The organism is Clostridium beijerinckii, assembly GCF_008705175.1.
Lineage (GTDB): Bacteria > Bacillota > Clostridia > Clostridiales > Clostridiaceae > Clostridium > Clostridium beijerinckii.
The window spans coordinates 3,159,612-3,183,232 of sequence record NZ_CP043998.1 but is presented as its reverse complement, the minus strand read 5'-3'; the positions used below and the strand labels follow the sequence as shown (position 1 = coordinate 3,183,232).

Genomic DNA, 23,621 nt, shown 5'->3' with positions numbered 1-23,621 from the left:
ACACAAATGAATATTATTGACACGATAAAAAAAAAAATAAATGAAAATGACAGAACAAATATTATTTATATTCACCCTATTTTAGAAAAAGAGAAAATCGCTCAATACATTTCAGCTTTCTCAAATGAAAGTGGCGGAATTATTATATTTGGTGTTAAAGATGATGGAAACAAACTGTGGAGAAAAAAATCTGCATTTGGAATAGTTGCAAAAGAAGAAGAAATTAGAAAAATGGTTGATTTACATGCAGATATAACGTTTGGAATGTTTGACGAAGGAACAGAACATAGATATGAATACATACATGTCAGAAAAAATGAAAAAATTGTTTGTTTTGGTCTAAAACCATATTATCTACATAAAACTCGAAAAGGATTAGAAGTTACCGAGGAGAGAGATTTGATGGGAACATTTTTATTCATAACTGCAAATGCGCATGAAAAAGCGGCATTTAAAAAGCATTTTATCTCTAATGGTGAGAAGTACATTCTTGGGAAGACGTATTATTTTGGTCAATTTGGAGTGTATAAGGCTACATATATTCATATTGATGAACAAGGTGTAACTAATCCAGCGTCAATACCACTAGTTGGAGAACTGATTCGAGAGATAAAACCATCTGCTGTAATAATGGTAGGTATTGCATTCGGAGCTGACGAAAAGAAACAAAAAATTGGTGATGTGTTAGTTTCAAAACGCATTCTACCATATGATGCTCAAAAGTTTTTAGAAACAACCACACACTACAAAGAAACTCCTAAAGACGTTGGTTTCCAACTACTTAATGCTTTTAATGATTATGATAGTTGGAGTTACTCACTAGATAGTACAAAACAATCAAATGTGTTTATTGGTTCTGTTCTAACAGGTTCAAGACTTATTAACAACTATGAATATAGAACTAAGTTATTAGAGGATTTTAGAGAGTATGAGCCAATTGGAGGCGAAATGGAAGCCTATGGTATATATTCTATGTGTAAGCTTCATGGTGTATCTGAATGGATTATCATTAAAGGTATATGTGATTGGGGATACAAGAAAGATGATCCAGATAAAGAAGTTCATCAAGAAATGGCTGCAAATGCTGCCGCTGATTTTTGTCATCATGTATTCAAGCGTAATGGCGTGTTTGATGATTTAGTAATATAAGAAAATTTTTAATTATTAAATTTTAAGTTAATTCAAGAACTAACTTTGAATTACCATAACTCATATTGGTAGTTTTATGGTTAGTTTTTTAGTAAGCAGAAAACGGATATTACTAGTATTACATACGTTTTATGTAATTGCATTGGAAGTTGTATTAATAATTTGAAATTATCGGTTAATTACATTAAGTTCCAATTTAGCTAATAATGTGAAAGTAAACACAAGTAATTAGGTAATTTAAAATTAAGTGATATAAAATAAATTGATTTTGAAAGGAGATAGAATATATGATTAGACATTTAACGAGTGAAGATTCCTATAACAGTATTATCAACGATGGCATAATAAAACCAAGGGCAAAAGAAGGAAGAGATAAAGGGGTAGTTTCATTTGAAACGTTCAAAGGAAATAATACTTTTATAGAAGCGTTTAAAAAAGGAAAGAACTTTAGTAGCGGACAACTAGTCGGTATTTTCATTGATGAAGAAAAGTTACAAAATGAGCACTTTAAATTATACGTTGCAGATTCAAGTAGTGTATATAGTAGGCAAAACTCAAAGTATACAACTAAATATGAGAATATAACAAAATTTAGCGGAGATGAAACAAATTCTAGTTATATGAGCATTGGAGAATATATCCATGTAGAAGGAGAGATACCTATCAAATTCATTGAAAGAATTGAGAGATATTAAATTATGTATATACTAATTATTGGTTAACTTTGCATATATATTGATAATGCACACATAGTAGATTGAATATTATGTAAAAGTAAGTTGATTTTATAAAAGCGAATAAGTAATAATGAATTTTAAATGTGAGAAGCTAAATTGGATCTTAGTTAAGAAAACGCTTTAAGTAGAATTAAACTTTCAATTATCCATATCGGATATACCCATTAGGCTAATAATGTGTATTTGAATTAATGATATATTTAGGACAAGTCATAATGCATATAATTGGAAGCTGAGGATACTAGAACTTAATGAGAAAAAATTTAGTTCAAAATGTAATTGTAATAATATACAGCATAAGAATTGGAGGTAGATATATGCAGTATAAGATACAGTCAACTGAAAAGTTAAGAAAATATGGTGCGGAAAATGAAACGAAGGCTTTATTTTATTTAATGGGAGCAAGAAGGGATAGTAAGGAAATATACTATTTTGTAGTTGATGTCTTTAATGATTTGACAGGCATGAGTAGATTAGCAGATAAAATGTGGGATTTGCAGTCAAAGGGGGACAAAAGTCCATCTCCCAAAATTGTTGGAAAAGAGTTAGTAACCCTATATAAGAATTACTTAAGTTCGTTTGAATTTGAATACTATATCATTTTTCTTGGAGGAGTGTCCACAACACTGAGAAAAGACGATACAGTAGTAGAGTTTGGTATTTCTAATGTTAAAGATGATGCAATTATAAAAATGAAAGATGGGTTAAAAGAAGAATGTAATAAAAAAACATATATTGATAGTTGTTTGATTACAGATGATAGTATAAACAAATTTTTAGAAAAAATTTTATTTGTAGTGGTGAGTGGTGATAAGGAGGAATATGTCAAAAGAATAATAAAATTAAGTGATAAGGTATCGCCCAAGAAAGAGGTATTGATTGCTATTTTTAATGAAGTAAGAGATATGCAAGATTCTAAGAAAAATATTGGTGTAGTTGAGGGAAAGATACTTCAAAATCCAGATGAGGCTCTGAATTTTGGGAGACACTTAAAATCGAATGAGATAACATTACTTGTACTAAATAGAATTCTCAACCAAAGCGTAATTAATTCAAGACCTCCTATGGCATTCATAGATATATTAAATTCTTTTCCAGAAGAAAGGCGAAAAGAAATATTGGAGGATTGCCAGAATAATTTAGCTAGAGCATTATTCAATGTTAATGAACAGGAAGAATTTTGGATATTGCTTGAAAGTATTTATTGTAATGTACTAGAAAATTCTAAAGATAATATAGATTTAATATATCAGAATGTGGATAGGTCAATATTGAAAAAATGTACGGATTTTGATGTGTTGACAGTTAAATACTTTATTTCAGTTGTAAAGGATGGTATACAGATATGATTATAAAAGAAATATATATTGGAGATAGTAAAGAAGCATACATATTTAAAGATTTTGAACCTGGATTTAACATTATATTTAGCTCTGATAATAATAAAGGTAAAACAATAGTAATTCAATCAATAGCATATTGTCTTGGAAATATACCTGTATTTCCAACAACATTCGAATATGAAAATTATTATTACGTTTTGGTTATTGAACAAGATGGTAAAGAATTTAAAATATGTAGAAAAGAAAAGAATATTTTGATTTCAAGAAATAATGAAATTTTGTTATTTGATAATATATCAGAATTCAAGAGATTTTGGAACAATGAAATTGAAAAGATACCTATCATACATAAAAATGGAATGACAAAAATATCTGATCCAGAATTATTCGTTCAAATGTTTTTTGTAGGACAAGATAAAAAACAAACACATGATATTATAAATAAGGGATATTATAGAAAAGAAGATTACTATAATATGATTTTCTCTATTTGCGGAATAGGTGATGAAGCATCATCTAAGTCAGAAGTAGAAAGTGCAAAAAATGAGATGAGCAAACTTAAAACAGAGAAACAATGGTTGCTAAAAGAAAATAAAATATTAAAAAAAAGGGGAAAAGTTACAGAATTATTGGGAGCAACTAATGATCGAATAGCTTTAGAGGGAATTTTGAATGAAGCTGATGCTATAAAGGATGTTATTCTATCCCTTAAAAAGGAACGTAATAAGGCTATTGCACGTAAAAATAAAAATGAAGCTGTATTAAAGGAATTGCGCTCTTTAAATAGAAATATGAAATCTGGAGAAGTAATATGCATGGATTGTGGGTCAAATCATATTGTATATGAGAGTGCGGATGCAGAGTTTTCATTTGATGTTTCTACAACTGAAATGAGAGGACAAATATTAAAAGCTATAGAAGAAAGAATTACTGTATATAGCGAAGAAATCGAAAGGTTTACAAGTGAAATAAATAAACAACAAGAAGCTTTTGATAAATGTTTAATAGTTGATGAAAATATAACATTAGATTTGCTTTTAGTAGCAAAACATGAAATGGATGGTGCTAAGAATGCAGATCAAAGACTTATTGATATTGAAAGGCAACTGAAGCAAATGGAAGAAAAACTTGATGTTAAAATTGCGATATCTGATGATATTGAAAAGAAAAGGGATAATATTTTAAAGGCAATATTGCAAAAAATGAATGAATTCTATAAAGAAATAGATCAATCGGAAGATAGGAAATATGTAGATATATTCACAAAAAAGGATAAAGTATTTTCAGGTAGTGAAGGTACCGAATTTCACTTGGCTAAGATGTACGCGTTACAAAAAGTTTTGGAGCATAAGTATCCAATAATAATAGATTCATTTAGAGCAGAAGATTTATCTACAGATAGAGAAGATAGAGTTATTGAAAAATTCAAAGAGATTAACAATCAGCTCATTTTTACAACAACATTAAAGAATGAGGAATATGGGAAATATGAAGGAATAGATGTGCATGCTATTGATTTTAGTGGGCATGAAACATATCATATTTTATCGAACTCATATGTTGAAGAATTTTTAATAAAGTTAAGAGAGATGTCTATTAATATTTAGCTGGCGTTTATATATCATAATATGAATTTTATGATTTATAAAAAAGATTACTTGTGAATTGTAAAGAAAAAGGTGATATTTGTATTAAAGTTACGGAGGAAATTATGGCAAAGCTTTATGAGTCAAGAGTTAATAATCTTATTAAACCTTTAACCGAAAAAGAACTTGGATATGTTTTTGGGAATAAATATATTGATAAAATAATTGAAGATATTGATAAAAAAAAATATGGATCATATTTAATTGGAGGTGTAGTAGGGACAGGGAAGAGCAGCTTAGTTGATATAGCATCAAAACTTTCAAAAGAGAATATAATAGTAATTCATATTAAATTTTATAATGAGGAAGAATGCGTAAATAAATTTTTGCAAATTGTAATGGAGAGTTTGATTAATGAATTAGAAAAAATTAAGCTATCATTACAATATGATGGATTAGAAGAAAGATTAGAAAGATGCAAGAATGGACTTTATTATAATATCAAAGAACAATATAAGGAAGAAGAATCAAAAAAGAGTAGCATTAACCAAAAAAACAATGAAAAAGTTAAACTATATTCAAAAATAGGAGCAGCTCTAAATAAAATTTTTGTATTCTCGACAGGGGGAGAAGTAGAAAAGAGTAACGATGTAAATATTAGTAATGGAAAAGAGAATAATAAAAATAGGACTATTACAATGACAAAATTAGAAGAGAATATGGAAAGAAAAATAATTAGCATCTTAGAGATGATAGAAGAACAGCAAATTATATTTGTTTATGATGAACTAGATAAAATGAATGTTGATATTTTGCAGAAATTGTTCTCAAAATTTAAAAGTTTATTTGTAGAAAAAAATTTTTTTAATTTCTTTTTAGTGAATGATGAGATGTTTATTAAATACAATAAAAATGATATGATTGAAAATGCACTTTTTACATATTTTTCTGGATTTTATTATTTACCTTTGTTGAACTTAAGGGAATCATTAAGATATAGTATGATGATGTTTGGAGAAACAGATTATTTGAGAGGTATATCAAATTATTATCAGTGTCTAGGAAATTATCGATTAATTAACTCAAATTATAATTCATTTTATATACAGAAGATAATTGTGATTAAAGCTGTTATACTAAAACAGATAATTGATAAGATAAATGTTCCGTATTTAGAAGAATGGTATATCGATGTATTGAATAGAAAAATAAAGCGAACAATAGAAGAAATGGTTAGAGTGAGGGAATTTGCTGTAGATAAGTTTGTAGCTTATTTAGAAAATAAAAATGATAGTGTTATTATTTGGCCAGGTTATGAAGAAATAATAGGATTAGTTATTGATGAGGTTAAGTTAATGGTACCAGATGCTCTAAGAGAAAAAGATGATAAAATACTATTTGATGGATCAATTCTATATGAAGAATATAATAAAATAGAAGAAGTGGCATTGTCAAATCGAAATGAAGAGTTTGTGAAAGAAGAAAGCCACAAAATACAAATCAGTGATATGTATGAAGGCATGAAAAAAGAGTACAAGTTTCATAATAAACATATAGTTTATTTGAATGATAAAATTATACCTGTTGAAGTGGCAGAAAATGATCCTGAATCCTATAAAGAATCTTTAATTAATATAATGAAAGCCAATTTGGAAGAAAGAGCTATGCAGGTAATTGTTTTGAAACGAGAGCGTGGTGAAGAATCTTTTAGTGAAGATGATTATGAGTACACAGGAATAGTTATTATTGAGAAAGGAAAATTTCAAATTGCATATTATGTTGATAGAGGTAGTTATAAGTCAGATCGGTATGATGCTATAAATAAATTGATTGATGAAGCAAATAATATAGGAGTCAGTGTAGTAAAATTGAAGATAGAAAAAAGATTGAATATTAAAGAAAATATTGGTTTAATTGTGGAACAATATAATACCTTATATTTTTAATTAAAATATTGATATATCATATTTTTCAGTTAATAAAGAAATAAATGAATTCGTAAATCTAAAGAAACGAGATGTATTTCTTATGAGTCTCAAATGTGAATTAAGACTCGTAAGAGATACATGAGATTAAATAATTAATTAAATTCATTAATAGTATTCACCTAATTCTGCAACTCCATATTTTATAACGCGAACTTAGCATATGTAAGAGTATGTTCTTCAGCCAGATGATACAGATGAACGATATAATTTGGATATTTGAAGATTAACGTAGAATTGACTTCTACAGGATCTGTCCTGGATTATACATAGCAAATTGATAATTCACATTATTCATGAAATGTTAGCTCCATTAAGCAGAGTAAGACGGTTTTATATTGTTCAATTTAAGTACATGAAACAGATGCTGGTACTACCTAAACCAGGTTAGGATAGTATCGAAAAATTATACAGTTAGAGTCTGTGTTATACCTGTTAAGGGGAACTATATCATAAATAAAATGTAACTTTTAATTATTCATATAATTGATGAAAAATTTATTCAAATATAATTTATTCTTAAAATAAAAACTAATTATATTGGGTTAACGGAAAAGTGAGAATAGCACAGGCAGAGCTGTAATTATATAATTATAAATCTCGTAACCATTAATAATTTCTATGATATACTAAAAACTATAAAGTATCATAGAAATTTTTTATAATTATAGTATCAAAAAATGGTGGTGAAATCTTGAAACAAGGAATTTATGAGCAAGTTATTAACAATGAAATAATAACCCAATTAGAAACTTTAGATATAAACGATCTTTTAATGTCAAAAGATAAAATAGATAAGGAAGAAGCTAAAGTTATATTATCTCAATACATAGAAGGTGTAATAAGAAAATCTCTTAATTATATTAGAGATAAAGAGAAAGAGGATAATGATAAGTTATTAAAGCAAATTGAAGTTTGCAACAAGATAATTAATATTTTAGCTAAGGAAGCTAATGAAGAGGATATTAAAAAATATAAAATTGATGAAAGCGGAGAACTATTAACTTCACTTTACTTAAAAATTAATAATAAAAGAGCTATTAATGAAGGAAAAGCAGTAAGACCTATAACTTCAATTTCTCAAAGCTCGTTATTTACTGGTTCTATAATGGAGCCTAATATGCTTAGTGAATTGAATAGAGAAATAGTATCTTGTGATTCAATAGATTTACTTATATCTTTTGTTAAATGGAGTGGACTTAGATGTATTATTGATAGTTTAAAGGAAGCAACTAATAATGATAAAAAACTAAGGATAATTACCACCTCATACATGGGGGCAACAGATGCTAAAGCTATTTATGAATTAAGCAAACTTTCTAATACTGAAATTAAAATATCTTATGATACTGAAAGAACCAGGCTTCATGCTAAAGCTTATATGTTTAAGAGGGAAACAGGTTTTACTACTGCTTACATAGGATCGTCTAATCTTTCAAATGCTGCTTTAACTTCTGGGCTTGAATGGAATATAAAAGTTACAGAAAGAGATTCCTTTGATATTATAAAGAAATTTGAAGCTACTTTTGAAAGTTACTGGAATGATTCGGAATTTATAAGTTACTTAGGAACTGATGGTGACAAAGAAGTTTTATCTAAATCCTTAATGAAAGAAAAATATGTTGAGGAAGCTGAGTTTAATTTTGTCTTTGATATAAAGCCCTATTCTTATCAAAAAGAAATACTTGAAAAACTTAAAGTTGAAAGAGAAATCTTTAATAAGTATAAGAATTTAATAATTGCAGCGACAGGTGTTGGAAAGACTGTAATTTCAGCTTTTGATTATAAAGATTTTTGTAAGGGAAACAAGATGAGTAGTAATAAATTATTATTTGTAGCTCATAGGGAGGAAATCTTAAAACAAAGCAGAGATACTTTTAGAGCTATACTTAAAGATAATAATTTTGGAGACTTAATGGTTGGGAATAACATTCCTACTTCTTTGGAGCATTTATTTGTTTCTATTCAAAGTTTAAATAGCAAAAACTTATTTGAAGTAACCTCAAGTGACTATTATGATTTTATTATTGTAGATGAATTTCACCATGCAGCAGCTCCATCATATCAGAGATTATTAGAGTATTATAAACCTAAAATTTTATTAGGACTCACAGCAACTCCTGAAAGAGCTGATGGAGGAGATGTTTTTAAATATTTTGATGATAGAATTAGTGCTGAAATTAGATTAAGTGAAGCAATTAACAGAAAGCTACTTAGTCCATTTCAATATTTTGTTGTCACTGACACTATTGATTTATCTAAACTTAAGTGGGGCAGAAGAGGTTATGATATTACAGAATTAAGTAACCTTTATACAGGAAATGATCTTAGAGTAAAGCAAATAGTACAAAGTCTTAAAAATTATGTTACAGATTTAGATGAGATAATTGGACTAGGGTTTTGTGTTAGTGTTGAACATGCTAAGTTTATGGCAAAAAGTTTTAATGAAAATAATATACCATCAATAGCTTTACATAGTAATAGTGAAGAAAACGAAAGATCTGATGCCAAAAGAAAATTAGTGAATGGTGAGATAAAGTTTATTTTTGTAGTTGATTTATATAATGAAGGTGTTGATATACCTGAAATTAACACAGTATTATTCTTAAGACCAACTGAAAGCTTAACAGTATTTTTGCAGCAATTAGGAAGAGGCTTAAGATTAAGTGAAGGTAAAGAATGTTTAACTGTATTGGATTTTGTAGGGCAGGCGCATAAGAATTATAACTTTGAAGAAAAGTTTAGAGCAATCATTGGTAAAACTAATCATCCTATTAAAGATTATATTGAAAATGGATTTTTAACTTTGCCTAAAGGCTGTTATATTCAACTTGAAAAACAATCAAAAGAATATATTTTAAGAAATATAAAATCCTCAGCTAATAATAAAGCAAATTTAATAGTTAAATTAAAGAACTTCATATTAGAGACTGATATTGAATTGAATCTAGAAAATTTTTTGAACTATTATAACTTATCATTAGTAGATTTCTATGGAAAATCAGGGGATAGAAGCTTTAGTAGAATGCTTGTGATAGCAGGATTAAAGGAAGAGTTTTATGAAGCACAAGAGAAAGAAATAACAAAGAAATTAAAGAATTTATTCAATATCAATTCTAGAAGGCTTATAGATTTTATATTAAATATATTTAACAATAGTGATATTTATAATAATGAGTTAAATGAAGAAGAAGTTCTTATGTTAAATATGTTGTATTACACATTTTATAATGATTCACCAGAAAAGCAAGGTTTTAAATCAATAAAAGAAGGAATTGTAAGCTTATTAAAAAATGAAAATATGATTAAAGAAGCTATAAGTATATTATCATACAATTATAATAATATCGATTTTATTGATGAGACGGTAGATCTTGGTTTTCCTTGTCCTTTAGATTTACATTGTGAATATTCAAGAGATCAAGTTATGGCAGCACTTGGATATTTTAATGAAAATAAGAAGCCAGCTTTTAGAGAAGGTGTAAAATATTTTGAAGATAAAGCTTTAGATATATTCTTTATTACCTTAAATAAAAGCGATAAAGATTTTTCTCCATCAACACTCTATGAAGATTATGCTATTAACGAAAACTTATTTCATTGGCAAAGTCAAAGTACAACCTCTGTAGAAAGTGCTACTGGAAAGAGATATATAAATCATAAAACACTAAATAGTAAAGTGGCTTTGTTTGTTAGAGAAGGTAAAGAAAGAGATGGAATAACTGCGACCTTTACTTATTTGGGTTTATGTGAGTATATTAGCCACACTGGAAATAAACCAATAAGTTTTGTATGGAAGCTTGATAAAGAAATACCAGCTAAAATTATAAATAAGGCTAATAAGAGTATTGTGATTTAGTGACTAGTAGTATATTTCTATCAAACAATTATAAGTCCATCATAATAGCGAATAGGTGAAGTTATTTAAAAGATAAAGGTATTATTTTATAAGAAGTACCATATCTTTTGTCCTATGCATTGGAGATTTTTATAACAGATGTTATTTACTTACCATTTTATGAACCTTTGAAGAAAAGATACTATAGTAGTATATGCATCACTGAAAGTACATATTATTTAGAGTATATAATTATTAAATTAGGTGAAGGCTTTGAAAATAGATGGAGGCTTTACAAAAGATTTTGCAATAATTGCGATGAGGAAAGATATAACAATAAGATTAGCAATTTTTGATTTGATTGATAATTCAATCGAAGCAGCGAGTACGTTAGGTAATATACGAGGACACAAAATAATAATTAATACAGAAGATAATAAATTTCTTGTTAAAGATTATTGTGGTGGATTTAATCCTAAATTAATAAATGAAATATTCAAGATAGGTGGACGTGGAGATAAGACCAATGGTTTTGGTGTAGGTATGAAAAGAGCAATTATAAAGTTAGGAAATAAAGCTGATATTTTTTCATATAACAATGCTGAATCGTATCATATACCATTTGATGTGGAGAAATGGGGAATTAATGCTGATTGGAGTTTAGAAATCAAAAAGCTGAATAAGACCCGAAAACGAACATTTGGTGTAGAAATATATATGGACAAACTCGAAGATATAGAATGTTTTTGGATGCAGGTATAGAAATCATACTTAATGGAAAAAAGATTGAACCATATAGAATAAAAGATCAACCAGATAAGATTTCGCCTAAATATGTTATTGAAAATAACATAAATGTTCAAGTAAGATTATATTCGACAATTGGCATAAATGAAGAAAATGGATGGGATATTTTTATTAATAAAAGGTGTATATGTGAAACGAATAAGAGTAAAGATGTCCAATGGAGCAAGACTAAGCAAGAAAGAGGTTATAGCTATAGAAATTTCAGAGGAGAAGTATTGATAGAAATATCAGACACAATAGACTTGCCATTAAATTCGACTAAAGAAAAATTAGATTTTAATTCTGAGCTTATGAATAAAATCATAAGGGTAATGTATAATTATCTATTTAATAATAAGGATATGTTTAAAAAGAAAGATGTAATAATAGAATTTGAAAGGGAGATATCAGAGGTCGATATATTAAAAGATTATTTTGAAGAGAAAACTGCAAAGGCAGTAGGAGAAAGAGCGTTTGATAGAATGCTTGGAATCGCTAAAAAGAGTTAGAGCATAAAAAATTAAGGCTGATATTTTATTTTGTTTAAAATATTAGCCTTAATTTTTTATCGAAATTTATGCTATAATTAATATAAAAAATGGCAAAACATAGAAAGAGTGAATCATATGAAAGAAACAATAAATAGAATAAGAAAATTTAATGATGATAGAGATTGGAATAAGTTCCATAGTCCAGCTAATTTATCAAAAGCTATATCTATTGAAGCTGGAGAGCTTTTAGAAGAGTTTTTATGGGATTCGGAAAATTATAATAAAGAGAATGTTTTAGAAGAACTTGCGGATGTTATGCTTTATTGCATTCAAATGGCCGATGTTTTAGATGTAGATATCGAAGAAATTATAAATAAAAAGATGGATAAAAATGAAAAGAAATATCCAGTTGAAAAAGCTAAAGGAAACAGTAAAAAGTATACACAATTATAAAAAGCAGCTATGCTTCAATTATGATCATTTTACTGTTATAAGAGAGCACAAGTACATATTTGAAAAGTATACAGAGCACAATTTTGGGCTTATAAAGTACATTAACATAATTCCATAACGAAAAAGGGGTACATAAAAGGTGATTGTATATCAAGCTAGTAAAAAAGATTTTATGAAACATGTTACTAATGATGAAATCAGTATTTTAATTGATAGAGAATATAAGAATAAGATAGGAAGATCTAGAGAAAGAGAGTTTGAAGCTTGGGATAATTCTATGCTTTATATGTTTAAGGCACTTAGTACAGATAAAATCCCAGATGAATGCGGAGTTGCCATTGAATATAGGATTCCTGCAACATCTAAGAGAGTTGATTTCATTTTAACTGGTCTTGATGATGAGGACAAGGAAAATGTAATAATTGTTGAGCTTAAGCAATGGAGTGAGTTAGAAGAAGTAGAGGATGAGGATGCAATTGTTAGGACGATTTTAAATAGAAGTAAAACAAAAACTGCTCATCCATCTTATCAAGCTTGGTCTTATGCAAGTCTCATTGAAGATTATAATGATTCTGTAGAGAAGAACAACATTAAATTACATCCTTGTGCCTATTTACATAACTACATTAAAAAGGAAGAAAATGAACCTCTTTTAAATGAGGTTTATAATGAGTGGCTACATAAAGCGCCTGCTTATACAAAAGGTGATGTAATAAAGCTTAGAGAATTTATTTGTAAATATGTTAAAAGGCCTGATCAAGGTAAAGGTATTTATTACATTGAAGGAGGGAAAATTAGACCATCAAAATCTCTTCAAGATACTCTTAAGGTCATGATCGATGGAAACGAAGAATTTATTATGATTGACGATCAAAAGGTTGCTTTCGAGAGTATAATGAGAACAGTTCGTAATTGTATTAAAAGTGAGACTAAGAAAACAATAATTGTTGAAGGTGGCCCTGGGACAGGCAAGTCTGTTCTTGCAATAAATCTTCTGGTAAAAATTTGTAACATGAATCTTAATTGTCAGTATGTAACTAAAAATGCTGCACCAAGAAATGTATATTGTGAAAAGCTTAAAGGTAATTATACACAAAAATATATTAATAATTTATTCAAAGGATCTGGCGTATATACTGATACAAGCAAAAATGAAATTGATGTTTTAATAGTTGATGAAGCTCATAGATTAAATGCTAAATCAGGTATGTTTAAAAATATTGGAGAAAATCAAATTAAGGAAATAATAAATACTGCTAAAGTATCTATATTCTTTGTTGATAATAATCAAAGAGTTACTATGGATGACATAGGTAGCATTGAAGAAATAGAACATCATGCAAAAATCTTAAAGGTTAAAACTAGAAAATTAAAACTTACATCTCAATTTCGATGCAACGGTTCAGATGGGTATGTATCATGGCTTGATGACGTGCTAGAGATAAGTGAAACAGGCAACTTTGATGGTTTTGAATTTGATTTTGATTTTAAGGTATTTGATGATCCAAATGAAATGAGAAAAGCCATAGAAGAAAAAAATGCAATAAACAATAAATCAAGATTAGTTGCAGGTTATTGCTATGAATGGATAACTAAAAAGAAAGAAAACTATAATAATTATGATATAGAATTTCCAGACTATGATTTTACAATGAAGTGGAATTTAAGTAATAGTTCTACTTGGGCAATTGATAAGGAATCAGTAAAGGAATGTGGCTGCATACACACCTGCCAAGGTCTAGAATTTGATTACGTCGGAGTAATAATTGGACAAGACTTGCGATTTGAAAATGGAAAGATAGTAACTGACTTCTTTGAAAGAGCAAAAACAGATAAGAGCCTAAACGGGGTTAAAAAATTATATAAAGAAGATAAAGAAAAAGCTTTAAAAATAAGTGATGAACTTATTAAAAATACATATAGAATCCTTATGACAAGAGGACTTAAAGGTTGTTATGTATGGTGTGAGGATAAGGCGCTTTCTAATTATTTTAAGGAGAGATTAAATTCCTTTAGCAGGCAGATTGGGATTAAAGAAATTGAGGGAAATGAAGTTGCAGTTTTGGAAAAAGAGTATGTGTAAAAGGGTATAAAATTAATGAGGGAATGTAGTTTGGAAAAATATAAGGAAATATCAATAGAACAACTTAATTTATTTAATGATTCAATTATACTTTCATATACTTTAACACAAAAGGAATTATGATGAATTTAAGTAATAGATAGAGTTTAGTGTTTTGGTAGCTATTATAAAAATATTAAAAATTAATATACAAGGAGCGAGAAATGAAAACTATAGATAGTTATTTTAAGGATGAGTTAATAAAACCGAGTATAAAGTATGGTGCAGATATATCAGAATTAGCTATAGATGAGATATTACCAAATGAATTATTGAAAAAAGTTCCGGTAGTTAAAACTATAATACAAATGGTGGAAATAGGAAATTATTTTCAAAAAAGAAAATTAATTAAAAATATAAGCTTGTTTTTATGTGAATATAATAGCGAAAAGATAAATCAAGAAAAGAAAAAAAACTTTATAAATAAATTACAAGAAAAGAAATATTCGGGAGAAGTCATTGATCTTTTACTTGATTATTTTCAAAAGACTAGAAAAGATATAAATACAATTATGATGAGCAAAGTATTTATTAGGTACATTGAGGAAGAAATAACATTTAATCAGATGGAGGTAATTTTCTATGCCATTGAGCATTTATCAGAAAAAGACATGTTAACTCTTATAAATTTTTATAAGAATAATTCTGCGGGAATGGGATATATTGATACAGATGATATTGATAGCTACTCTATTTGCTTTGGTTTTAATAATTTAAGAAATTATCATCTGATGGTCATAAGCCAAGATATAGATACTAATCGAAGTAAAATTGAAGCCAAATATGACGAGGGGTACTCAAGAGCACCATATGCATATGAGCCTAAAATAGTTGTGGATATAAGAGAAATAGGTAGTTTGATGGAGGAAGGAAAAATTCTTGCACAAATAGCGATTGATATACTATAAGTTATTTTGTTTAAATAGCATAATTGACAGCGAAGTTTAGTATTGAAAATTAAATTAAAGAAAGTTGTGGAGAATCAATTACTTTGAAAATTGAAGAAGTAAAAATGGAACTTTTAATCAGGCAATTAATAAAAAAGTTTAAAATAATACCTGATGAATATAAATATAAATTAAAATCTTTATCAGAGAAAAATATAGAGTTAATAGCTATAGAAATATTTGACATGAATTCTATCAAAGATTTAAAAAAATATTTCTAGTTGGAGCTTAATTCAATAAATCTAACTTAGAATAATTTCTAAGCTAGATTTATTTTTTTCTAAGTTTTTAAATGCAAAATTACAAAAGATGGAGGATGAGGGGGTAATTATGCTATAATTTTATATAGATTATTAAATAAAATCCTATGTTTTAAAAGGGAGTCAAAGAGTTATGCATAAAGATAATTTACTTAGAGAGGTTACCCTAATAAAAGAGGCAGATAAAGTAATAAAAGCAAATAAGATAGCCCAAAAACAATATGATGTTGGCTTTAATATTTTTACGGCATTAAATATTGAGAGAGATGAAGTGTTTACTCATTCTAATATGATTTATGCTTTATTAAATCCTAGAGAAAAGCATGGAAAGGGTGATACATATCTTAAACTGCTCTTAAAAGAAATTGGTGTTTCTAAAACCTTTTTAAATTATTCCTGGGCTGTTGAAAGAGAATGGGTATTTGAAAACGGTAGAATTGATTTTTTTCTTAAATGTGAAAAAATGTGTGTAGCAATTGAAATGAAAATTGATGCAGGTGATCAAGATAAACAGCTATTTAGATATGAGGAATATTCAAAAGGTGTGAATTCTAATTATTTAATATATTATTTAACTTTAGATGGGAAATATCCTTCTGAACAAAGTGCAGATGGCATGGATAAGAGATATTTAAAATGTATAAGCTTTAAAGAGCATATATTAAATTGGTTAAAAGCCTGTTTAGGAGCAACTAATGAAGATATGATTCCTCACAGTTTGATAAAACAATATTTGTATCTTATTGAAAAGTTGGTAGGTGAAGAAAAAATGGCAGAAGCTATGAAAAGCCTTATTAAAAATGCAGATGATTTAATGGCTGCTATCACTATAGCTAATAGTTTAAATGAAATAAAAACTGAAGTACTTGTTAATTTTATGGACGAGCTAAATGAGCAATTCATTAAGAAGAAAGTAAATCCTATTGAATATAATAGAGGAGAAGCTGAAGCATATTATCAAGGAAGTTATGAGCCTGGTTTAGTATTTAAAATTAAAGAATACATGTTAGCTGGCGGTAAAAAAGTAAATTTTTCAATATGTATTGCAGTTGAATATAATCTATATTATTATTTCGCTTTTATGGAAAAGCATGAAGATGGATTTTATTATTGTATAAATAGGGAAGCGTTTCGAAAGGAACATAGTAAAGTATTTAATGAATGTAATGATGCAATAGTAAATATTTTAGGAGAAATAAAACGTAAAGGATCAGGTAGTCTTTTATGGGAATACGTTCTAGATAATAATGGTCGTAATTATGATTTTAAGCATTTTTCAGATAACTGTGTGGAACTTAAAGATAACTATGTAGAAGAGGCAACAAGGATTGCAGATATTATAATTAATTTAAAGAAGGCTGTAGATAATCAATTACTTTAATATGATGGTTATTAAATTTTTATAGATAAATTCCATTATGTTAGCTAGTTTTATTGCCAAGATATCTATAATTTTTTAAAGCTAGGCACATATTGAAAACCTATGATTAATCAGCTATAATGTTGTTAATAATCAGAACAAAAGATAAAAGATAAGGTAAGGTTACTAAGATGAATAAAACTTTAAAAGAGTTAAACCTTGAAGATGATTTTCTATTTGCAAAAGTTATGAGTGATAAAGAAATCTGTAAGGAATTATTAGAGAAGATTTTAGAGATTGAAATAGAAAAAGTAGAAATGGTTGAGGAACAGAAAACTATAGATTTGTTACTTGAAAGCAAAGGTATTAGACTTGATGTCTATGTTAAAGATGAAAATAATACAATTTACAATGTTGAAATGCAACGCGGAAAGCATAAAAATTTACCTAAAAGACTACGATATTATCAAGGAAGCATCGACTTAGACCTAATAAGTAAAGGTGAAGATTATAGAAAACTAGCTAAAAGTTATATTATTTTTATTTGTACATTTGATTTGTTTGATAAAGGTCGCCATAAATATACATTTCAAAATGTATGCCTAGAAGATAATAGTATAATGTTAAACGATGAAGCTCAGAAAATAATATTAAATTCCAAAGGAATTATGAATGATTTAAGTGATGAGCTATTAGAATTCCTTGCTTATGTAGAAGATTCAACAGATGATAAGGTAAAGCATGTTAAAGGAAATCTTGTTAAGAATATACATAGAAGAGTGAAGGAAGTTAAAAGTGATATTTCAGTGGAGGTGGAATTTATGACTTTATTGGAAAGAGATAGAGAGAAAATTGAAGAGGGAAGAGAAGAAGGGATCCTTTTAACAAAAAAAGTTTTAAAGCTTTCAAATTCGGGATGTACAATAAGCCAAATAGCAAAAGAATGTAATATATCTGAAGAGGAAGTAAGAAGAATACTAGAATAATAGGATGAAGAAAGCTAAGAGTTATTAACTGCAAGGGTGGGGGATATGCAATTCCTAAAAGAGTACGAAGCACAATTTGGAATTTATAAACAATTGGAAAGAGATATAGAGAAAATTGAAGAAGGAAAAATAGAAGGATTAAAAGAAATTATTCGGGATAATTTGAGGGAACTTGGAAATGTGAATAAAAGTGGATCTGTTTTTTGAAGATAGTTTGCACCCAGAAAAAAACAATATCTTAAATCCTATAGGGATTTATTATAAAGATTCATGAAATGGAAACTAACATAAAGAACCAATTAAAGTATGATCAACGCACTTTATTTGGTTCTTTTATTATTACAATAAATAAAAAAATGAAGATTATAGTAATTGAGTGAACCTTTATTTCATCTCCCTATGATATTCTAAGTATCAAAGGGGGGATTTACAAATGAACTTTTGAAGAAATAGGTAATTGCATGAATTAGCAAATGTTTTAATCATCTAAATATGGAATACGTTTATTTTGATAAAGTTAATTACTAATGGGAAGATGGATTAGTGGATGAAGTTAGAAGAACATATCCTAATACTTTTGTGAAGATTCAAATATTAGATTCGCATTTAGAAGGAAATAATAAAATTATAGATGATATGGCAATTATTAAAGCTATAGATGATAATAAAAGTGCAACAAAAGAACTTATGAATTGCAGTGAAGGTACAGTAGTGTACCATACAGCTAATGAAAATATAATTATTGAAGTGAAGAATATTAGAGCTTATAGAGGTAGAATATAAAGATGGACTCTTATTTGCAAATATAGAAATTAATTATAATTTAAAGATATGGTTAAAAACTTAGAAGATAAACTTATACCATTGATTTATAATGTGGGATTTTTAAATTAATGCCTATATTAAATTTTTGATATATTAAAAATTATAGCATTAGAATTTAGCAAGTTGATAGATATATAAATAATAATAATTGGACATTGAATTAGATAAGCTGAGATTTTCTTGAATTTAGAGAATCTCAGCTTTTTTCGATAACTATAAATAATTAAACATTACATATGATAGAGAATTAGAGTGGATTATGCTATAATTTGTTTACAATAAATTCTAATATAGGAATTATTATTAAGGGAAATTACAGAGTTGCAGCTGTAGATCATAATTAAGCTTTTATTTTAGATATGCTAGAAAAAGAATTTGAAAAAGGGTAGGGTGGAATAATGTCAGTAGAGAAGTATATTAAAGAAAATGTTAAAATCCTTGGAGATAAGGTTTTTATAGCGCCAGATATACCGGAAAAGAAAATAAATGGTGCGATTTCTGGTATGGCACAAGGATTGAATCCAGATTATGTTTTAGCTATTGTAGACACAACAATATTTGGCAGCGCTAAAGAGGGATGTTTATTTACAGGAGAATATTTATATACAAATGCATTAGGAGCTGGCACTGATAAAATTCAGTTAAGTACAATTTCTAAAGCAGAATATATATGTACTGAAGTAAAAAAAGATAATGGAAAAATCGAAGAAAAGAAGGAAGTTATTTTTCATTTTAAAAATGGAGAAAGCAAGAACATTACTGATAATATTAGAGGTATTTCATATGAAAAGTTTACAGAATTAATTAATGGAATAGTTGAACAAGCACAAGATGAGAGTGACTTTGTTAGTACATCTCAAACTTGCCCTTTGTCAATGATGGATATAGGTATAAAGAAAGCTTACATAAAATTAGTTTGTAACTTTACTTTTTCAGATGATAATGAGATAGATGCTGAGGAATACGCAGAAATTATATCACTTATTGTAAGAATTGAAATGGATGCAGATGACCGATTAGAAATAAGAGGATATATGACTGATCATACTAATGTTGAAAGCAATGAAGAGTTATTATCTTATTTATCAGAAAATGTAGAAGAAGTAAGTTATGACGTAGTTAAAAAATCTTTATTAAAGGATATTATCTATATTTTTAGAAAAAAGAATAAGGAACTAAGTTGGAAGGAAAATCAATTTATTGTTAAGTTACATAATGATCTAGAAATTGACGAGGAACAAGTTGAGTATATAGTGGCAGCAATAAAAAATGATGAAGAGATATTGGCTCAAAGAAAAAATGATACAGAAATTACAAAATCTATGAAGGATTTAGCATCTAAAGCAACTGCTGTTGGCGTTCCATTAGCTGCTGTTTATTTGTCAGGGTCAGTAATGGGGGTTAGCGCTGCGGGAATCACTTCAGGACTGGCATCACTAGGTATGGGAGGCATACTTGGATTTTCAAGTATGTTTACTGGAATAGGTGTTGCTGTATTACTTGGTGTTGGAACATATAAAGGTGTAAAGAGAATTACTGGATTAAGTGATTTAGAAAATAATAAACAAAGAGAAATGATGCTTCAGGCTATTATAAGAAATTCACAAAGGTCATTAAATTATTTAATTGAAGATGTTAATGAAATTACTAGAAGATTACAAATAGAAATAGAAAAAGGATTAGAATCAGAAGTTAAAATTAAAAAGATTTCTGCAATGATAAGCATGTTAACTAAAGGTGCACAAGTTACTTCAGATAGAATCCAATATGCAGAAACTGAAAAGATCATTAGTAAATTACCTGAAAAATTGAATCTTACACGTGTAACTGAATTAACAGAAGGAGCAACTAAGGAAAAGATACGTGATTTAATTTTATCTTGTTATCTTGAGAAAGAAATAACAAATGAAGAGGGGATTACTTCAGATTATATGGTATTAGATGATACAATTCCATGTAATAAATTACAAGAATTACATGATGCTTTTGAAGGAATTGGCTACTTTAATGTTGGGGATGCAGCAATGGCATCAGTAAAGGGCGCAGCAAAAAGCTTTATGAAAAGTATAATGGGATAATGCTGGAGGATTTATGTCAGATAATATATATAATCAGATGGTGAATGAGGCAGGAAAATCACTATTAGCTCAAAGAAATCAAATGGAAAATGCAGAAAGGCAATTAGTTAAAGCTTCTCAGGAAATTTCAAACTTAGAAGTATTAAATGATGAAAATTTATCAGAGCTTGATAAATTGCTACTGCAGGCAGAAATGCTTTGCTCTACGCAAGGTATAGATACATCTCAAGTATCTGAAAAACATATTGAAGAGGGCGAAAAGTTAGTTGCACTAACTGAGGAAGAAAAGGTAGATATTAAAGTGCCAGCATTTGAAGAATTAGTTACAATTGCAATTGATGATACAATAAGTTGGGACGAGTATCTTTCTAATATTAATAAGTTTGCACTTGAAAATAATATAGACTTAAAAGTTGATCCTTTTGAAAATTTGTTATCACAGGCTCAAAAAGCAGAAATAGCTGAGAGAATACGTTCAGATTATACACTGAAAAAAGCTAATTGTGATAAGTATGATTATATGATTGCAGCCTTTTGCGGAGTTGTAGCTGGATTAATTGATAGCTTTTTTGTTGGAATGCCCGATCATAGTAAATTAGGTAAGTGGACAAATGATCAAACAGATGAGTTTGTTAAAAAAATTGCCAAGTTAAAGGGATGGAGCCCACCTGAAGGAGATAGAAATACTATTATTGCATCTGCTATAAAATTTTTAGAGGAAAACCATAAAGTAAACTATGATCAAGCAACTGGTAAAGCGGCAGGTGATTTACTAGGGATGAGCATGTCAAATCATCATATTAAATCATTAGGGCATGCTCCAGATTTAGTAGGATTAATTTTTGCAATTGTAGACCAATTTACTTCTACATCACATTTTGTGGATAATGGAAGGCTAATTGTATTTGATACAGAAACATCAAGATTACAAGGAAAAACATTTGTAGCAAAATTATTCTGCGGTTTTTCTAATTGGCTTGGACATTTGATTTCTGATGTTGCAGGAAGCTCGTCTGGAAGAAGAAGTAATCCTGATGGGTATGGTAGCGGAATACCTATGCCATTTTTTGAACTATTTCAGTTATGCAATAAAGGCAATTTTAAGATTTATCCGGGTAATGACAAAAGCAATAAACCAACAGAAGTATCACTGGCTGATTTGTCAGTAAAAATATTTGAAAATCATTATGACGCTAGATTTGGTATGGCACAAGCTATTCCAGTTGTTATTAACGAAATGTCAATTAGATTGCTATGGGCTATAAAAAGTAGATTTTATTCTAATAAGAGTTGGAAGGAATGTATTCCAATTGGAAGTCATCCAGAATTAAGAAGAATGCTGTTAACAGGCTATGGAGTATTATGTTTAGTAGATGCTTTAGATGCTATAGCTCGTTCCAAAGGACAGATTTTATTATTTGCACTGCATCTTAATTTTGTGGCGTGGAAGAGACTCGCATTTTCTGGATTGATGGAAATTAGAGCATTATATAAAGAAAATGCTATTGATATAGCAGCATTAGATGAAGATTTATGGAATGAATGGAATAGTTTATATCAACAAAATTAGAAGCCAAAAGCCAGTGCGTTCTCATGGATAAATATGATAACTACAGCAAATTTAAATTAGAAAACGTAATGGTAGGCAACGTAAAAGACAATATGCATTTAAAGATCTATAATGGTACTTCTTATTTTTGGATTATGAAGAAAATGAAGCAGATATTGTATATAAGGCAAATATTGATGATGAAGAAGTTATTTTATATACACTTTTAGAGTTTCAATCAACTATTGATTATAGAATGCCTTTAAGATTGTTCTTCTATATTAATGAAATACTTAGAGAATACACAAAAAACTTAACAGAAGAAACCAAGAAAAATAAAAAAGGATTTAAAGTTCCAGCAGTGGTTCCAATAGTATTATATAATGCTACAAGAAAGTGGAATGTACCGATTTATTTTAAAGATATAGTAAATAAAAATGAATTATTTGGTGAGAATATAGTAAACTTTAAATATTCCCTTATTGATGTAAATCATCAATATACTAAAGAGGAATTAATAGAAAATAATAATATTACTTCAGCCATATTTTTATTAGACCAAAAGGTAGATCCGTTAGAGTTTTTTGAGAGATTGAAGGCTGTAGCATCAAAATTTAATAAATTAACAAATAGAGAAAAAGAAATATTAAAGCATTGGCTTAGAAATACTGTTGATGAGATTATAAGAGAAAATGTAGTTGAAATATTAGAAGCTAATAGAGAAGGAGTGGAAAATATGGTGGCTAATAATGCATTTATGATTAAAGAGATGAAAGAAAAAGTGGAGAAAGAAGGAATAGAAAAGGGCATAGAAAAAGAAAGAGAAAGTTCTAGATTAAAGGATATAAGAAGAGTTAAAAATTTACTTATTAAAAAATTTGGAGATTTAAATAGTGATTATAATGAAAAAATAGAAAATTTAGATAGTGATAAATTGAATTTAATTATTGAAGATATTTTAGATATTGAAAGTATAAAAGATGTAGAAAAGTATTTTTAAAATAATAGAAATAGAGAGAATGTATTAAAATATTTTAATACATTCTTATTTTTACTAGTGTGCCCATGCTGGGCACACTAGCATAAGCTGAGATTTTCATATATTTAGAAAGTCTCAGCTTTAATT

Annotated in this window: 19 protein-coding genes; all 19 read left to right on the top strand. The window is 28.1% G+C overall.

Going from position 1 to position 23,621, the window contains the following annotated elements; translation table 11 throughout:
• Positions 1 to 6: 6 nt before the first annotated feature.
• The gene (locus F3K33_RS14260) at positions 7 to 1,149 is read left to right on the top strand and encodes a phosphorylase family protein (protein ID WP_039768667.1); all 1,143 of its coding nucleotides are present in this window, start codon (positions 7 to 9) and stop codon (positions 1,147 to 1,149) included.
• A 287-nt stretch (positions 1,150 to 1,436) separates the two neighbouring features.
• Entirely contained in the window at positions 1,437 to 1,844 is a 408-nt protein-coding gene (locus F3K33_RS14255; protein WP_039768665.1) for a hypothetical protein, read from the top strand.
• Positions 1,845 to 2,203: 359 nt separating this feature from the next.
• Positions 2,204 to 3,235 carry a hypothetical protein gene (locus tag F3K33_RS14250; RefSeq protein ID WP_039768663.1) on the top strand — a complete coding sequence of 344 codons (1,032 nt, stop codon included), beginning with the start codon at positions 2,204 to 2,206 and terminating at the stop codon, positions 3,233 to 3,235.
• Positions 3,232 to 4,836, top strand: a complete 1,605-nt coding sequence (locus F3K33_RS14245; RefSeq protein WP_039768661.1) for a hypothetical protein — start codon at positions 3,232 to 3,234, stop codon at positions 4,834 to 4,836. Before F3K33_RS14250 ends, F3K33_RS14245 begins: the two co-directional genes overlap by 4 nt.
• 104 nt (positions 4,837 to 4,940) lie before the next feature.
• Entirely contained in the window at positions 4,941 to 6,761 is a 1,821-nt protein-coding gene (locus tag F3K33_RS14240) for a hypothetical protein (RefSeq protein WP_039768658.1), read from the top strand.
• 733 nt (positions 6,762 to 7,494) lie between these two features.
• Positions 7,495 to 10,659 carry a DEAD/DEAH box helicase gene (locus F3K33_RS14235; protein WP_039768656.1) on the top strand — a complete coding sequence of 1,055 codons (3,165 nt, stop codon included), beginning with the start codon at positions 7,495 to 7,497 and terminating at the stop codon, positions 10,657 to 10,659.
• 252 nt (positions 10,660 to 10,911) lie between these two features.
• The gene (locus tag F3K33_RS14230; protein ID WP_039768654.1) at positions 10,912 to 11,400 is read left to right on the top strand and encodes an ATP-binding protein; all 489 of its coding nucleotides are present in this window, start codon (positions 10,912 to 10,914) and stop codon (positions 11,398 to 11,400) included.
• Entirely contained in the window at positions 11,379 to 11,933 is a 555-nt protein-coding gene (locus tag F3K33_RS14225; RefSeq protein ID WP_039768652.1) for a hypothetical protein, read from the top strand. The genes F3K33_RS14230 and F3K33_RS14225 overlap by 22 nt, the downstream gene beginning before the upstream one ends.
• A 117-nt stretch (positions 11,934 to 12,050) precedes the next feature.
• The gene (locus F3K33_RS14220; protein ID WP_039768650.1) at positions 12,051 to 12,368 is read left to right on the top strand and encodes a nucleotide pyrophosphohydrolase; all 318 of its coding nucleotides are present in this window, start codon (positions 12,051 to 12,053) and stop codon (positions 12,366 to 12,368) included.
• 139 nt (positions 12,369 to 12,507) lie between these two features.
• Positions 12,508 to 14,451 (top strand): DUF2075 domain-containing protein, encoded by a 1,944-nt coding sequence (locus tag F3K33_RS14215; protein WP_023976516.1) that lies wholly within the window; start codon positions 12,508 to 12,510, stop codon positions 14,449 to 14,451.
• 203 nt (positions 14,452 to 14,654) lie between these two features.
• A complete protein-coding gene (locus F3K33_RS14210) occupies positions 14,655 to 15,398 on the top strand; it encodes a hypothetical protein (RefSeq protein WP_023976514.1) in 744 nt (247 codons plus the stop codon).
• Between the two features lie 83 nt (positions 15,399 to 15,481).
• Positions 15,482 to 15,658 (top strand): DUF4351 domain-containing protein, encoded by a 177-nt coding sequence (locus F3K33_RS14205; protein WP_023976513.1) that lies wholly within the window; start codon positions 15,482 to 15,484, stop codon positions 15,656 to 15,658.
• 172 nt (positions 15,659 to 15,830) lie between these two features.
• On the top strand, positions 15,831 to 17,078 hold the full coding sequence (locus tag F3K33_RS14200) for a PDDEXK-like family protein (RefSeq protein ID WP_039768647.1): 1,248 nt from the start codon (positions 15,831 to 15,833) through the stop codon (positions 17,076 to 17,078).
• 170 nt (positions 17,079 to 17,248) lie between these two features.
• Complete coding sequence (locus tag F3K33_RS14195; RefSeq protein WP_039768645.1) at positions 17,249 to 18,043, top strand: Rpn family recombination-promoting nuclease/putative transposase; 795 nt, start codon at positions 17,249 to 17,251, stop codon at positions 18,041 to 18,043.
• A gap of 45 nt (positions 18,044 to 18,088) precedes the next feature.
• A complete protein-coding gene (locus F3K33_RS26405) occupies positions 18,089 to 18,250 on the top strand; it encodes a hypothetical protein (protein ID WP_023976877.1) in 162 nt (53 codons plus the stop codon).
• Between the two features lie 336 nt (positions 18,251 to 18,586).
• Entirely contained in the window at positions 18,587 to 18,826 is a 240-nt protein-coding gene (locus F3K33_RS14190; protein ID WP_023976876.1) for a hypothetical protein, read from the top strand.
• Positions 18,827 to 19,266: 440 nt separating this feature from the next.
• Complete coding sequence (locus tag F3K33_RS14185; protein ID WP_051144762.1) at positions 19,267 to 20,946, top strand: hypothetical protein; 1,680 nt, start codon at positions 19,267 to 19,269, stop codon at positions 20,944 to 20,946.
• Positions 20,947 to 20,959: 13 nt separating this feature from the next.
• Complete coding sequence (locus F3K33_RS26400) at positions 20,960 to 22,516, top strand: hypothetical protein (RefSeq protein ID WP_051144761.1); 1,557 nt, start codon at positions 20,960 to 20,962, stop codon at positions 22,514 to 22,516.
• Between the two features lie 127 nt (positions 22,517 to 22,643).
• A complete protein-coding gene (locus F3K33_RS14175; protein ID WP_236891959.1) occupies positions 22,644 to 23,495 on the top strand; it encodes an Rpn family recombination-promoting nuclease/putative transposase in 852 nt (283 codons plus the stop codon).
• Positions 23,496 to 23,621: the final 126 nt, after the last annotated feature.